10 protein-coding genes are annotated in these 14,315 nt (G+C 66.9%); 4 read left to right on the forward strand and 6 right to left on the reverse strand.

What is annotated here, in order from left to right; translation table 11 throughout:
* Window positions 1-15: 15 nt before the first annotated feature.
* From mtrA to FM104_RS07165, 3 genes are read left to right on the forward strand one after another with little or no spacing between them, the layout of a single operon-like run.
* Window positions 16-696 (forward strand): MtrAB system response regulator MtrA, encoded by a 681-nt coding sequence (mtrA, locus tag FM104_RS07155; protein WP_087130747.1) that lies wholly within the window; start codon window positions 16-18, stop codon window positions 694-696.
* Window positions 697-705: 9 nt separating this feature from the next.
* The gene (gene mtrB, locus FM104_RS07160) at window positions 706-2,391 is read left to right on the forward strand and encodes an MtrAB system histidine kinase MtrB (protein ID WP_256971554.1); all 1,686 of its coding nucleotides are present in this window, start codon (window positions 706-708) and stop codon (window positions 2,389-2,391) included.
* Window positions 2,388-4,094 (forward strand): LpqB family beta-propeller domain-containing protein, encoded by a 1,707-nt coding sequence (locus tag FM104_RS07165; protein WP_087130748.1) that lies wholly within the window; start codon window positions 2,388-2,390, stop codon window positions 4,092-4,094. Before mtrB ends, FM104_RS07165 begins: the two co-directional genes overlap by 4 nt.
* A 59-nt stretch (window positions 4,095-4,153) precedes the next feature.
* On the opposite strand, the gene hpf is transcribed toward FM104_RS07165, so the two are convergent.
* From hpf to FM104_RS07195, 6 genes are all read right to left on the reverse strand, one after another.
* Window positions 4,154-4,810 (reverse strand): ribosome hibernation-promoting factor, HPF/YfiA family, encoded by a 657-nt coding sequence (hpf, locus tag FM104_RS07170; protein ID WP_087130749.1) that lies wholly within the window; start codon window positions 4,808-4,810, stop codon window positions 4,154-4,156.
* Window positions 4,811-4,900: 90 nt separating this feature from the next.
* Complete coding sequence (locus FM104_RS07175) at window positions 4,901-5,566, reverse strand: ComF family protein (RefSeq protein ID WP_087131186.1); 666 nt, start codon at window positions 5,564-5,566, stop codon at window positions 4,901-4,903.
* Between the two features lie 190 nt (window positions 5,567-5,756).
* Window positions 5,757-7,076 carry a hypothetical protein gene (locus FM104_RS07180; protein WP_087130750.1) on the reverse strand — a complete coding sequence of 440 codons (1,320 nt, stop codon included), beginning with the start codon at window positions 7,074-7,076 and terminating at the stop codon, window positions 5,757-5,759.
* Window positions 7,077-7,265: 189 nt separating this feature from the next.
* Window positions 7,266-9,995: an FtsX-like permease family protein gene (locus tag FM104_RS07185; RefSeq protein WP_087130751.1), complete on the reverse strand. Its 2,730-nt coding sequence runs from the start codon at window positions 9,993-9,995 to the stop codon at window positions 7,266-7,268.
* Window positions 9,992-10,711 carry an ABC transporter ATP-binding protein gene (locus FM104_RS07190; RefSeq protein WP_087130752.1) on the reverse strand — a complete coding sequence of 240 codons (720 nt, stop codon included), beginning with the start codon at window positions 10,709-10,711 and terminating at the stop codon, window positions 9,992-9,994. Before FM104_RS07190 ends, FM104_RS07185 begins: the two co-directional genes overlap by 4 nt.
* Window positions 10,708-11,301 (reverse strand): PadR family transcriptional regulator, encoded by a 594-nt coding sequence (locus FM104_RS07195; protein WP_087130753.1) that lies wholly within the window; start codon window positions 11,299-11,301, stop codon window positions 10,708-10,710. The genes FM104_RS07190 and FM104_RS07195 overlap by 4 nt, the downstream gene beginning before the upstream one ends.
* A 212-nt stretch (window positions 11,302-11,513) precedes the next feature.
* On the opposite strand from FM104_RS07195, the gene secA reads away from it, so the two are divergent.
* Complete coding sequence (gene secA, locus FM104_RS07200; protein WP_087130754.1) at window positions 11,514-14,291, forward strand: preprotein translocase subunit SecA; 2,778 nt, start codon at window positions 11,514-11,516, stop codon at window positions 14,289-14,291.
* Window positions 14,292-14,315 lie beyond the last annotated feature (24 nt).

The following is a 14,315-nucleotide window of genomic DNA, read 5'->3' on the forward strand; positions in this document are numbered from 1 at the left end:
GAGGCTGGGCAGAACATGACCTCTCGAATCCTCGTGGTCGATGACGATACGGCTCTGGCCGAGATGATCGGCATCGTGCTGCGCACAGAGGGGTTCGAAGCGCTGTTCTGCGCCGATGGCGCCCGTGCCGTCGACGAGTGGCGCGCGACCCGACCCGATCTCGTTCTGCTGGATCTGATGCTGCCCGGAATGGACGGGATCGAGATCTGCACCCGCATCCGCGCGGAATCCGGTGTGCCGGTGATCATGCTCACCGCTCGCACTGACACCGCCGATGTCGTGCGCGGCCTCGAAGTCGGGGCTGACGACTACATCGTCAAGCCCTTCAACCCCAAAGAACTCGTCGCCCGCATCCGCACGCGACTGCGGCCCACCCCGCAGAGCGTCGCCGAGGTGCTGCGCGTGGGCGATCTGACCATCGATGTCGACGCGCATGAAGTCCGCCGAGGCACGGCGCCGATAGCGCTGACTCCGCTGGAGTTCCAGCTGCTGGTAGCACTGGCGTCCAGGCCGCAGCAGGTGTTCTCGCGGGAGATGCTCCTGGAGCAGGTGTGGGGCTACCACTACAAGGCCGATACCCGTCTCGTGAACGTGCACGTGCAGCGGCTGCGTGCCAAGGTCGAGCTCGATCCCGACAACCCCAAGATCGTGATGACTGTGCGCGGCGTGGGGTACCGAGCCGGCAGCATCGGCTAGGAGCACGAGGTGATCGCGACGAACGCGACGCGCGTGCAGGTCGCCATCTGGCGCGACCCACGGCAGTGGGCTGATGCGCTGGCGACTATTTGGCGACGCTCGATGCGGTTTCGCACCATCGCCATCACACTGCTGCTCACTTCGCTCGCGATCTTCATCACCTGTGTGATCATGGCGCTGGTGATTCGCAACGACCTCTTCGAATCGCGCAAGGACGAGGCGCTGCACAACGCCCGGGCTGCTGTCTCCCAGGCGCAGACTCTGCTCGATTCCGGTCAGTCCGGCGACGACCGATCGAAGAAGCTGGCGCTGTGGCGCGAAGCGCAGAACGTTCTCGCCCGTACCGCGTCGTCGAATCGCATCGCCGGATTCCCCGCGACGCTCGATGGCGACGGCTTCGCGCCTCCGGGGTTCGTTAACAAGCTCTCCAGCGAGCAGCTCAGCAACGAGCTGCGCACCCGCGTGATCAAGGTGCCCGGACGACAGGCATGGCAGTCCATTGCACTGCCGCAGGACGACGGCACCACCACCGCCGGTATCGTCGTCGGCCAGCAGCTCGTGGTGCCAGACGCCGGCAGCTATGACGTATACATCGCGTACGACCTCGCGGATGCCGATGAAACGCTGATCTTCGTGCAGCGCACTCTGTGGCTGGCGGGCATCTCGCTGGTCGCGATCCTGGCTGCCATATCCTGGCTGGTGCTCAGATCGGTGTCGACCCCGATCATCGAGGCGGCCGAGACCAGTGCCCGCCTCGCAGCCGGAGATCTGGAAGTGCGGCTCCCCGTGCGAGGCGAAGACGAGCTGGCGACACTCGCACGCTCGTTCAACGCGATGGCCGACAGCATCGAGAGTCAGATCGGCGAACTCGCCGAGCTGTCTCTGGTGCAGCAGCGTTTCGTCTCCGACGTCTCGCACGAACTGCGCACCCCGCTGACGACGATCCGGCTGGCGGCGGAGATGATCAACGACAACAGAGACGAGTTCGACCCGACCACAGCGCGCACCGCAGAGCTGCTGCACACTCAGGTGCAGCGGTTCGAGACGCTGCTGACCGACTTGTTGGAGATCAGTCGCTACGACGCGGGTTCCGTGCAGCTCGAGGTCGAGGCGACCAGCCTCGCGCAGCTGGCGGAGGAGATCGTCGAACAGCTGCGCCCGTTGGCTGCGACGCACGAAACCGAGCTGCGGATGGTCGCGCCCGGGGGATACTCGCCGGTGGATATGGACCCTCGGCGGGTGCGGCGGGTGCTGCGCAACCTCGTCGGCAACGCCATCGAGCACGGAGAGGGACAGCCGATCGTCGTCACGGTGGACAGCAACCAGCACGCTGTGGCGATCGGCGTGCGGGACTTCGGGCTGGGCATGCGCTCGGAAGACGCCGCGCACGTGTTCGACCGGTTCTGGCGGGCCGACCCGTCGCGCAAGCGCACCATCGGCGGCACCGGCCTCGGGCTGTCGATCGCGCTCGGCGACGCGAAGCTGCACGGCGGTACCCTGGCCGTGTGGTCGGAGCTGGGCGTCGGCACGAACTTCGTGCTGACGCTGCCGCGCGGGGGCGGCGATCTCAGCGGTCCGAGCCCGGTACCGCTGGAGCCGCAGGAGTCGATTCTGGACATTGCGAACGTCACCGAGCCGATCGTGCTGCGGCGCGATGATGATGCCCCTTCTGCAGGATCGAGGGGGCTGTCATGAGGGTCGCACGCAGCATCCGCCTCGCCGCCGCCGCCGCGATGGTGCTCCTGCTCACCGCCTGTACCGGGCTGCCGACGTCCGGGTCGCCGAACGCGGGACTTCAGATCGGCGAGGAGAGTGACCCTGTCGACTTCACTCCGATCGCGAAGGCGCCGCTGCCAGGCGGCAGCCCGGAGGAGATCGTTGCCGGCTTCCTCGAAGCATCCATCACCCCGGCAGGCAACTGGGAGATCGCGCAGGAATTCCTCACGGACGATTTCGCCCACGTGTGGAACCCGAATGTGGGAGTCGCGATCGACGACTCCGTCCTCAATCGCGAGTTCGCCTCGAGTGCCGATCCCGAAGACGAGTCCGCGACCTCTGCCGACGTGCGTGTGCAATGGAACCAGATCGCGAGCATCGATGCGGATGGAGCGTACAGCGCCGCCAGCGGAACGGCGAAGGCCGTGTACCGCGTGGTGCGGGAGCCGGGCGGGGAATGGCGCATCTCCAAAGCGAAGGATGGCATCGTGCTCGATGCCGACAACCTGAACCAGGTGTATCGCAAATACTCGTTGAAGTACTTCGATCAGAGCTGGACGCACTTGGTACCGGATGTGCGCTGGTTCCCGCGTCGGGTGGCGATGGCGACCACGATCACGCGGGCGGTGCTCTCGGGTGAGCCCAGTGGATGGCTGGCTCCGGCCGTTCGCACGGCATTCCCGCCGGATGTGGTGCTGGTCGGTGATGCGGTCCCGGTCGATCCGTCCCAGGTCGCGTCGGTCTCGCTCAGTCGGACAGCGCTGGCAGCATCCGGCTCGGTTCTTGCGCGCATGCGCACCCAGCTGGAGGCGAGTCTGGCCGGGGCGGGCGTCGCAGAAGTGCGCTTCACCGTCGATGGTGCACCCTTGCTCGCCGAGACCGTGAAGGTGGACGAAGCGATCGTCGACCCGGGGGTTCTGGTGCTCGATGACGAGATGTTCGGTGCCGCGTCGGCGGGTGGCGACATCATGCCGGTGACCGGGCTGACGGCGCAGATCGCGAAGATCTCGAACCCGATCTCTGCGATCGATGTGTCCATCGACGGCACGCTGGCGGCCGTGCAACTGGCCGATGGTGGTGTCTGGGCCGTCAAGGACGGCAACTCGGATGAGCTTGACAGTCGGCCCGGGCTCGTCAGCCCAACCCTTGATCCGTTCGGCTTCACGTGGACTGTCCCGCGCGACGACCCACAAGCCCTGAGCGCGTGGGATTCGCAGGTCGTGCAGCACGAGGTAGCCGATGCGTGGCCCGATGCCGGCTCGGTCAGTCATCTGCGCGTCTCGGCGGACGGCGCGCGCGTCGCAGCAGTGGTCACCCGGGGCGGACACCGTCGACTGGTCATCGCGGCGATCCTCCGCGATGAGAACTCCGTGCCGGTGGGCTTGGGGGACATATATGAGATCGCTCGCCTGGACGGTGCGGCCCAGGGCTTGGCGTGGGTGGGATCGGACTCGCTCGCAGTGCTGTCTGCGGCGCCGGATCCGGTGCTGACGACCTACATCGTCGGTGGACCGTCAACGTCATCGCCCGCGCCCGCCGGGGCGACGGCTCTGGCTGGGGCCAAGACCACGACCGGACTGCGCGTTCTGGCCTCCGATGGAAGCGTGTACGCGCTGCGTGGTTCGTCGTGGCAGGTATCGATCTCAGACATTCTGGTACTGGGCACGCGCGCGGGTTATTGAGTCATCGGCTCGCGGCACAGCAGAGGCGCCCTCCCGGTGGGAGGGCGCCTCTGCTCAGTTCAGGAGGCCAGCGCCTCGGTCGGCGGAGCCTGCGTGGTCAGTGAGATCACACCGTAGTCCCAGCCCTTGCGGCGATACACGACACTCGGGTGGTCGGTGCGCACATCGACGAAGAGGAAGAAGTCGTGGCCCACCAGCTCCATGCGGTCGACGGCCTCTTCGACGGTCATCCATTCCGCACCGAAGTTCTTGGTGCGGATGACGACGGGGGAGTAGTCCTCTTCGTCGTCTTCGTGCACAGGGATCGCTCCGGTGGCGACGGCCTGCAGCACATCGGCCGATGCAGGTTGCACGTCGATGCCGGCGAGGGATCCGGTGCCCTTCTCGAAGTGCGGGCCGCGGGTCTGATTGCGCCCGTCGATGCGCTTCTCCTTCGCCCGGCGAAGCTGCTCGGTGAGCTTGTCGAGCGCCATGTCCAAGGCGGCGAACTTGTCTGAATCGACAGCTTCTGCGCGTACCACGGGCCCCTTGCCCAGAAGCGTGAGCTCAACAGTCTCGTCGGGGACCCTGCCGCCTCGGTAAGCCCGGTGAGTGACTTTGATCTCGAGTTGCAGTGCTCGCGGTGCGAGCGTTTCGATACGTGCTGTCTTCTCTTCGACTACTGTCCGGAAACGATCGGAGATGCTCACTCCGACGCCAACGATGCTTGTTTCCATCACTGCCTCCTTGTCCCGGTCCTCCCGGCCAAGGGCGGACCGCGGTCGCCTTGTGACCCCCTACGCTAGTCGCCTGATCGGCCCATGTCACTACCCGACGGCATCGGATTTCGGCGTGTCGCAATGCCGCGGCGTCGCAGCGAGCGTGACAGCGCGAACCGATCGGAAACCGGCTGCCCGTAGTGCCCGCGCGGCTTCATCGAGCGTCGCGCCGGTGGTCACCACATCATCGACGATCACTACCGGGCGACCGCGTTCGGCAGGGCTTCGGGTGCGGATGCTGCCCGATACGTTGCGAGCGCGCTCGTCGCGGCTGAGGCCGCGCTGATCGCCGGTGGCGCGCGCGGGGAGCAGCATCCGCTGAGCAGCGAAGCCAGCGCGGCGCACGAGAAGCTCTGGCACCCGGAACCCGCGGCGGCGGAAGGCGGCGCGGCTGGTCGGCACGGTCGCGATGAGCGCGCCGCCGGCAGCGGCGGGCGCGAGAACCGTCGCGAGCGCCCTCCCGAGTGGCCGGGCGAGCATCGTCGCGCCCTCTTCTTTGACCCGGCGGATGCTGCGCGCCACCACGCCCTGATAGCTCAGGGCGGACTGCACGCGCAGACCTCCGGGTGTGATCACCTCGGTCGGTGCGGCGGTCAGGGCCGAGTGGCATTGTTCGCAGAGCAGGGTGCCGGTGCGATCGCATCCGGGGCAGCTGGCCGCCAGCAAGAACGCAAGTATCTCCTGTCCGATCTCGGTCCATTGGCGCGCATTCATGGTCTGAGAATGGCGGATGCCGGCCGTCCCCGTGGGGGCCGACACCGCTATCCGTGCACAACTGCTCGGCTCCGGGCACAGTGCAGGGCAAAGCGCGCCGCGCTGCTCGGAGGAGTTCTCGCCGTTCGGAGGAGGAATGCTGCGGGAATCTCCTCCGCAGCGCGCGTTGTCCTCCGGACGCTGCCAGTGGTCAGTCGAAGATGCCGTCGAGGATGCTGCCGATGACCAGGCCGCCGAGCACGCCGCTGACGATATCGCCCCCGCCACCGCGTCGGCCACCGCCGCCCCAGCCGTCGCCGCCCCAGCCCTGATTCTGGGGCCGTGACGAGTCGATGTCGTGCTGGGCGAGCTGCAGGGCCTCGGACGCCAGCTGCGCGACGCGACGTGAAGAAGACAGCGCGAGCTCGCGAGTGTCTTCGGAAGGCAGCATCCCGGGCACGTCGACGCGCAGCCTCTCGGCCTCGGCGAGCCTCGTGCGCGCATCGGCGCCGATCCAGCCGCGGTGGCCGGAGATCAGACTGCGCGCGACGCCGAGCTGCCGGTCGGCGTCATCGAGCGAGTGCTGCACCTGATCGAGAGAGGGCAGTGGATGCTGCGCCCGGTACTGCGCCTTGTCGATCGCGGAATCCAATGCGCTGTTCGCCGTGCGCAGCTGCGTGAGCTCAGCGAAGGGATCATTGTGCACGCCGGCAGGCGCGAGCGCATTCAGCGCCTGTTCGAGCTGCGCGGCCGCGGCGACCACCTCGGGAGTCTGCGGAGCGGAGCGCGCGGCGACGATGTCACCTCGGGAGTCGGCGACGACATCAGCGAGCGTGGATTCCGCGCGCAGCGCTTCGATCTCGAAGTCCTCCACGGTGTCGAGGATGCTCGTCGTCCGGCGCACTGCCTCGGTGGCGGTCTCCAATGCGAGATTCGCCTCGTCGTTGCGGTGTGCCGTGCGGCGGCGCTCGCAGACGTCAGCGCCGTGCAGTGCGAAGGCGATCAGCTGCTCGGCCTCATCGGCCGACGCGGCGATGCGTCGCATGGCCGACTCGGCGTATCGACCAGTGAGCCGCTCGATGGTGGTGCGGGCCTGCGGGATGCGGGTGGTCAGCTCTTCAGCATCCCGCCGCACCTGCGCGATCACCTCTGGGGCACGACGCACCTTCGCGACGTTGTCGGCCAGTACGGCTGTCTTCTCGTCGAGCAGGTCTTCGGCCCAGTCGCACAGCTGAGCGATGCGCGCATTGCGGGTGCGCAGCTCTTCGAGAGTGTCGGGGATCTCATCATGATTGAGCTGATGCAGCTGGAATGCCTCGCCGAGGTGCGTCCGCACGGCGCCCAGCGCCGCTTTCAGATCAGATGTCAGCGAGTCGCCGAGCTCGGCCTGTGCGAATGCCAGCTCATCGGAGGTCGTGCGGATGCGCTCATCGGCCGCTACCAGGGCCCGCTCGGCGCGGCGGGCGAGATCAGCATCCTGCGCGGCAAGTTCTTCCTGCTCACGTTTGCATCTGCCCCAGAATCCGGCCATGGGTTGATCCTACTTTCGCGGCGCGTGCGGATGCTGTGGATGCGATGCGATGCGATTCGGCGAACAGCGCCTTCGCCGACACCCCGCCGTATCGCCGACACCCGCCATATCGCCGACACCCCGTCCTGTGGACGTCCACAAGACGGGGTGTCGATGGCAGCACGGGGTGTCGGCGCGTGGTGTGTGGTGTCAGGCGATCGCGGTGCGGTGTGTGAGGTCCGGATGCGGGGGGCGGATCAGCAGAGATACCAGCGCGATCACGGTGGGCAGGCCGATCGCGATGCCCAGCAGCCACAGCACCGGTGCATCGCTCAGGCGGGATCCGGAAATGGCCTGCGTGAGAGCCCACGCACCGGCGAGACCCAGCAGCACGCCGATCACGCACCCTACGCCGGCGATGATGATCGCCTGCCATGCCGCGACCCGACGCCGCAGTGCCGTCGTGGCGCCGACGGCGGCGAGAGTGGCGTCGTCCTCCCGGCGTTCGATGCGGGCCAGGCCCAGGCTGATGGTCGCCGCCGCGACGACGATGATGCTGAGGATGCCCAGTACCAGAGCCAGCCACGGTAGCGACGAGTCCGGCCCGTTCTCCACGCGCACGTCGAACACCGCCCCTCCCGTGCTGGCAGTCTCAGCGTCCGCTCGCAGCCGGTCCATCATGGCGTCCGAAGGCGGATCGTCGAACAGCGCTACCCAGCTGCTCACGTGCGTCTTCACGTCGTACTCCTCCGCGGCGGCGGGGGAGAGGATCAGTGGGTAGGCCGTACTGGTGCCGACATGCACCTGCACGGACAAGGCCTCGGTGCGCACCGGTTCCGGCGATTCCCCCGTGTAGAGATCCTTCGCATCCCAGAACGCGAGCCGTGCCTTGTCGTCGTCGTCGATGTACTCGGCGAACCCCTGCGGGACCGGACGCTGCAGGAACGACGCTATCGCGGCGCCTTCCGCGAACTCGCGCTGCTCCGCATCGCTGAGAACGAGACCGGTCAGAGTCTCGACGTCATCGGGTTCCACGATCGTCACGGGCTGGCCGGGCACGTCGATCCAGCCTCCCGTCTCCTTCGCCCACATCGACGTGTAGGCGACCTCCGAGGGCGGCTCCGACGCGTCCTCCGTGTCGATGACGGGATCGACGGAGGACGACACCGGGATGATCCGGTCCGGATGTGCGTCCGAGAGGAACGCCGGAGCCTGCGACGGTGATGCCTCCCCCCAGCTGGAGACGATGACCGCGCCCTTCGGTGCCGCCCACGCCCAGCTGCGCGCCGACTGCGCCTGCGGGATGGCGATCGCGCACAGCACGAAGACCGCGACGGCGGTGCTGGCGGCGATCGACACGAACGCGGGAACGGTCCGAGGCGAGTTGGCAACGGCATCCCTGGATGCGAGCCGGGCCGCCGAGCCGAACCGCGCCAGCATTCCGGCCAGGAGGGCGAGGACCCCCTGCCCGCTGAGCGTGACACTCAGTAGAAGCAGCAGCACGCCGATGATCGATGCCCACAGTGCAGTCGTCTGCAGCCCCTGGTTCCACGCGTCGGTTGCCGCGAGAACGCCGAAGAGCACGCCTCCGGCCACGACCGAGCCGGCGCCGATCATTCCTACGAGGATGCCCACGACAGGACGCCGCAGCGACATGCTGACCGGACGGCGTGCGCCGCGCAAAGCCGCGAGTGCGTCGCCACGGGTGGCGCTGCGCGCAGGAATGACGGATGCGGCGAGTCCCACGAGGACGGCGAAGACGACGACGCCCGCAACCGACCAAGGAACCTTCAGCCCCCACGTCGACCAGAAGGTGTTCTTGACGCCGGGGTCCGTCATCGCATTCAACACTGCGACCCCGCCGATGCCGATCACCGTGCCGATTAGACCACCGGCCAGGCCCAGCAACGCGCCCTGCATGAGTACCGTGCGGAACACATCGCGACGACGTGCGCCTACTGTCGCCAGCACCGCCAGCGAGCGCTGCTGGCGACGAGCGCTGACCGCCATCGCAGCCGCGCCCAGCAGACCGACGAGCAGCCCGCCGAACACCAGACCGAGCGAGACCAGCATGAGCGTCACCCACGCGGAATCGGTCTGCCCGCGCATCATGGTGGCCGATGTCTCGGCCCCCGACGGCGGATCCAGCACGAGATCACGGGCGTAGGCGACGTAACCGGCGTGGTTCAGATCGGCGAGTTCGGCGGGATCAGGCTGCCAGTCCGGCAGGAACCAGATCGTGTCCGGCCGTGACGGTGGAGCCTCCTGCTCCGCGGGCATCGCTCTCGCCGGAAGGAAGAGCGGCATGCGATAGGTGCCGCCGTCCATCGCGCGAAGGGTTCCTACTACCCGCACGCTCACTCCGCGATCGGGCAGCTCGATGTCGTCACCGACGGCCCTTCCCAGTCGCTGCAGCAGTTCAGGGGAGGCCATCGCCTCATCAGAGGCCTGTGGAACTCGACCCGAGCTCATCTCGAACCTGCCGGTAAGGCGCGGATCCCACGCGTTGCCGTAGATGACGGGGAACCCGGCGATCCCGGTCCTCGTGGTCAGACGCTCATAGCCCTCGGTGAGCGGGATCGCCTCGGTGCCCGCGGGCAACTGCGCAACGCTCAGATCGGTCGGCGGCGGGAGCTCAGGATTCGTCGCCGAGCCGTTGTCATCGCGTTCGATCCAGGTCATGAACGGGGCATCGACCGCCTGCACTCGCGACGGATCCGCCCCGCCCTCGATCCGGATCCAGGATTGCGTGGCGCCGAGTTCGTAGTGCACCGTCTGTGCTGTGCTCGGGGTACGCCCTTCGATGAAGGTCAGGACTCCGGCGGCTCCCGCCACCGGGGCGGCGATCAGCGCCGCCACCAGCACCGACGACCCTTTCGTCCGCAGCAGTTGCCGCCAGGCCAGCTTGAGCGTCACGCTCGGCCGGGCGCGCCTGCTCATGTGCGCGCCGCCAGGATGGTCTCGGCGGAATCACGCCGCGACTCGTCGATGATGCGTCCGTCGCGCAGACACACGATCCGGTCCGCCCAAGCGGCGTGGCGCGGGTCGTGCGTGACCAGGATGCCAGCGGCGCCGGCGTCGATCCGGTTGCGGATGGTCTTCATCACCTGCTCGCCGGTGACCGAGTCCAGTGCGCCGGTGGGCTCATCGGCGAGGATCAGCCGGCGTCCGCCGATGATGGCCCGCGCGATCGCGATACGCTGCTGCTGGCCGCCGGACAGGTCATCTGGATACGCGTCGCCGCGCTCGGCCAGGCCCACCATACTCAGCGCATCCCGACCGGCCCTTCGTACCGTGCGCCGGCTGACGCCGTCCAACTCCATCGGCAGGGTGACGTTCTCCATCGCGGTCAGGGTGGGGATGAGGTTGTAGTCCTGGAACACGAATCCCACAGATCGGCGGCGCAATGCCGAGAGCTGATCGGGCTTTGCCGTGCTCAGGTGCTCGCCATCGATCACGACCTCGCCGGAGGTGGGCGTCTGCAGCCCGCCCGCGATCGACAGCAGAGTGGACTTGCCGGATCCGGATGCGCCCATCACCGCGACCAGTTCACCGGGTGCGACTTCCAGGTCGATGCCGCTCAGCGCCGATACTGCGAGTTCTCCTGCGCCGTACTGCTGGGAGACGCCCACCAGTCGCAGGATCGCCTCGCTCATGCGCGTGCCTTCGCCGGGCGGCCGCGCTTGGGACGCTCGGTGGAGAGCTCGAGTTCCAGCGCTCGTTGCGGATGCAGGCTCAGGCGCTGCTCCGTGTGGTCGAGCCAGCGCACTTCGGCTTCTGCGGCGAAGATCATCGAATCGACCACGAGGGTCCAGGCCAACTCCTCCGGGCCATCGGGATCCGCTCCGGCATACTTGGCGCGGTTCAGCTCCTGCAGCTGCGCGAGCGATGCGCGGCGTTGATTGTGGATGACAGTGGCCACATCCACGCCGGGCAAGGTAGCGGCGACAGCGAGCTTGATCGCCAGCTCATCGCGCGTTCCGGACTGCCGCGGCACGGGAGAGTCCAGCCACTCCCGCACCTCGCCACGCCCGGCTTCCGTGATCTCGTAATAGACGTGTCCCTGCTCGTTCACGTCGCCCTTTTCGACGAGCCCATCGCGTTCGAGGCGCTCCAGGGTGTTGTAGATCTGGCCGACGTTCAACGGCCACGTCGAACCGGTGCGGCGGTCGAACTCGGTGCGCAGCTGATAGCCGTAGCACGGACCCTGATCGAGAATGGCGAGCAGGCTCTGGCGAACTGACATGTGATCTCCCTCATGCGTTTCCGGGTATTGCGTTTCTGAGTATATGCATGTCGGGAAATAAATCACCAGCATTCGGCATCCGCGTGTTCGTTCGCGCTCAGCGTCACCACGCGGCGCCGGGCGCACAGCGGACGCAGGTCACGGGCCGGTAACATGGCACAGTATGTCCGGCGGCTACCCTCGCCGGCACCCGAAAATCAAGGGAGACATCCGTGGCGAATCCTCTCGAGAAGATGCTTCGTGCAGGCGAAGGACGCATCCTTCGTCGGCTCAGGCAGGTCGTCAAGGCCGTGAACGCGCTGGAAGACGACTTCGAGAAGCTCACCGATGAAGAGCTGCGCGGCGAGACCGAAGAGCTGCGCGCGCGCTTCGAAAAGGGCGAGACCCTCGATCAGCTCATGCCCGAGGCCTTCGCTGCGGTGCGCGAGGCTGCTCGCCGCACGCTCGGCATGCGCGCCTACGACGTGCAGATCATGGGCGGCGCGGCACTGCACTCAGGCGCCATCGCCGAGATGAAGACCGGTGAGGGCAAGACGCTCGTCGCGGCGTTCCCGTCGTACCTGAATGCCATCGCCGGCAAGGGCGTGCACATCATCACGGTGAACGACTTCCTGGCGTCGTACCAATCGGAGCTGATGGGCCGCGTGCACCGCGCGCTGGGCATGACCACCGGCACCATCGTCTCCGGTCAGAACCCCGAGGTGCGCCGCGCGCAGTATGCCGCCGACATCACCTACGGCACCAACAACGAGTTCGGCTTCGACTACCTGCGCGACAACATGGCCTGGCGCAAGGAAGACCTCGTTCAGCGCGAGCACTTCTACGCCATCGTCGACGAGGTCGACTCGATCCTCATCGACGAGGCGCGCACGCCGCTGATCATCTCCGGCCCCTCCTCGGGCGAGGCGAACCGCTGGTTCACCGAGTTCGCCAAGATCTCCCGCACGCTCGAAGCCGGCGTGGACTTCGAGGTCGACGAGAAGAAGCGCACCATCGGCGTGCTCGAGCCGGGCATCGAGAAGGTCGAAGACTATCTCGGCATCGAGAACCTGTACGAGTCAGCGAACACCCCGCTCATCTCGTTCCTGAACAACTCGATCAAGGCGATCGCACTGTTCAAGAAGGACACCGACTACGTCGTGATGAACGACGAGGTCATGATCGTGGACGAGCACACCGGTCGTATCCTGGTCGGACGCCGCTACAACGAGGGCATCCACCAGGCCATCGAGGCCAAAGAGAACGTGCCGGTCAAGGCCGAGAACCAGACTCTCGCCACTGTGACGCTGCAGAACTACTTCCGCCTCTACGGCAAGCTCGCCGGCATGACCGGTACCGCTGAAACCGAAGCGGCCGAATTCATGTCGACCTATGAGCTCGGCGTCGTGCCGATCCCGACGAACCGGCCGATGATCCGCAAGGACCAGGCCGACCTCGTCTACAAGAACGAGCAGGCCAAGTTCGCCCAGGTCGTGGAAGACATCGCGGAGCGCCACAGCGAGGGCCAGCCGGTGCTCGTCGGAACGGTCAGTGTCGAGAAGAGCGAATACCTCTCGCGCCTGCTCGCGAAGAAGGGCATCAAGCACGAGGTGCTCAACGCGAAGAACCACGCGCGGGAGGCCGATATCGTCGCGCTGGCCGGAAAGCTCGGCGCCGTCACCGTCGCCACGAACATGGCCGGACGAGGCACCGACATCATGCTCGGCGGAAACGCCGAGTTCCTCGCCGTACAGGAACTTAAGGCCAAGGGGCTCGACCCGGAGGAGACTCCGGAAGAATACGAGGCCGCGTGGGACGAGACCTACGAGGTGATGAAGAAGCAGGTCGCCGAGGACAGCGAGAAGGTCATCGCCGCGGGTGGCCTGTACGTGTTGGGCACCGAGCGCCACGAATCGCGGCGCATCGACAACCAGCTGCGTGGCCGTTCTGGCCGTCAGGGCGACCCCGGTGAGAGCCGCTTCTACCTGAGCCTCACCGATGACCTGATGCGACTGTTCCAGTCCGGTGCCGCTGAGGCGATCCTCGCGCGCACGAACTTCCCGGATGACGTGCCGATCGAGTCGGGCCTCGTCAGCCGCGCGATTCGCAGTGCGCAGTCGCAGGTCGAGGCGCGCAACGCCGAGATGCGCAAGAACGTCCTCAAGTACGACGACGTCCTCAACCGCCAGCGCGAGGCGATCTATGCCGACCGCCGTCAGATTCTGCACGGTGACGACATCGCCGATCGCGTGCACCACTTCATCGAAGACGCCATCGCAGGTGTCGTGGACGACCACACCGGCGAAGGCCACACCGAGAGCTGGGACTTCGACGCGCTCTGGACCGAGCTCAAGACGCTGTACCCGATGGATGTCAGCATCGACGAGGTCGTCTCGGAGGCAGGTGACCGCCGCGGCGGCATCAACGCGGAAGCACTCAAGCGGGAATTGCTCTCCGATGCGCTGATCGCATATGAGAAGCGCGAGGAGATGCTCGGTGAGGCGGCCACGCGTGAGCTGGAGCGCCGCGTGGTGCTACAGGTTCTCGACCGCCGCTGGCGTGATCACCTCTACGAGATGGACTATCTGAAGGACGGCATCGGCCTGCGTGCGATGGCACAGCGCGATCCGCTCATCGAGTACCAGCGCGAGGGCTACGCGATGTTCCAGTCGATGATGGGGCAGATCAAGGAGGAGTCGGTCGGCTACCTCTACAACCTCGAGGTCGAGGTGCGCCGTGCCGGCGACGATCAGACCGAGGTCGAGGCGAAGGGTCTCGTCGATCAGCAGCCCGAGCAGAAGCTCGAGTACTCGGCGCCGAACGATTCCGGCGACGTCGAGGTGCGCAATGAGCGCGGCCAGGTGCAGCAGGCGGCAACCGCCCGTGAGCGCAAGACCGCCGATGCGGCGGAGGCACCGCGCGGTGCCTTCGGACAGAAGACGGATGCTGCCGCCGACGCGCCCGCGGGCAACCGCGAGCAGCGTCGCGCGCAGAACCGCAAGAAGAAGTAGGCGGTCAGCGGGGTCGCGCGGCAG

The sequence above is a fragment of the Microbacterium esteraromaticum genome, from assembly GCF_900163815.1.
Classification (GTDB): Bacteria; Actinomycetota; Actinomycetes; order Actinomycetales; family Microbacteriaceae; genus Microbacterium; species Microbacterium esteraromaticum_B.

Excerpts from the sequence above, each read along its gene's own strand:
- FM104_RS07190 (WP_087130752.1), bottom strand. The coding sequence starts at position 10,711 with ATGAGCGAGGCGATCCTGCGACTGGTGGGCGTCTCCCAGCAGTACGGC.
- FM104_RS07185 (WP_087130751.1), bottom strand. The coding sequence starts at position 9,995 with ATGAGCAGGCGCGCCCGGCCGAGCGTGACGCTCAAGCTGGCCTGGCGG.
- hpf (WP_087130749.1), bottom strand. The coding sequence starts at position 4,810 with ATGGAAACAAGCATCGTTGGCGTCGGAGTGAGCATCTCCGATCGTTTC.
- mtrA (WP_087130747.1), top strand. The coding sequence starts at position 16 with ATGACCTCTCGAATCCTCGTGGTCGATGACGATACGGCTCTGGCCGAG.
- FM104_RS07195 (WP_087130753.1), bottom strand. The coding sequence starts at position 11,301 with ATGTCAGTTCGCCAGAGCCTGCTCGCCATTCTCGATCAGGGTCCGTGC.
- FM104_RS07175 (WP_087131186.1), bottom strand. The coding sequence starts at position 5,566 with ATGAATGCGCGCCAATGGACCGAGATCGGACAGGAGATACTTGCGTTC.
- FM104_RS07165 (WP_087130748.1), top strand. The coding sequence starts at position 2,388 with ATGAGGGTCGCACGCAGCATCCGCCTCGCCGCCGCCGCCGCGATGGTG.
- FM104_RS07180 (WP_087130750.1), bottom strand. The coding sequence starts at position 7,076 with ATGGCCGGATTCTGGGGCAGATGCAAACGTGAGCAGGAAGAACTTGCC.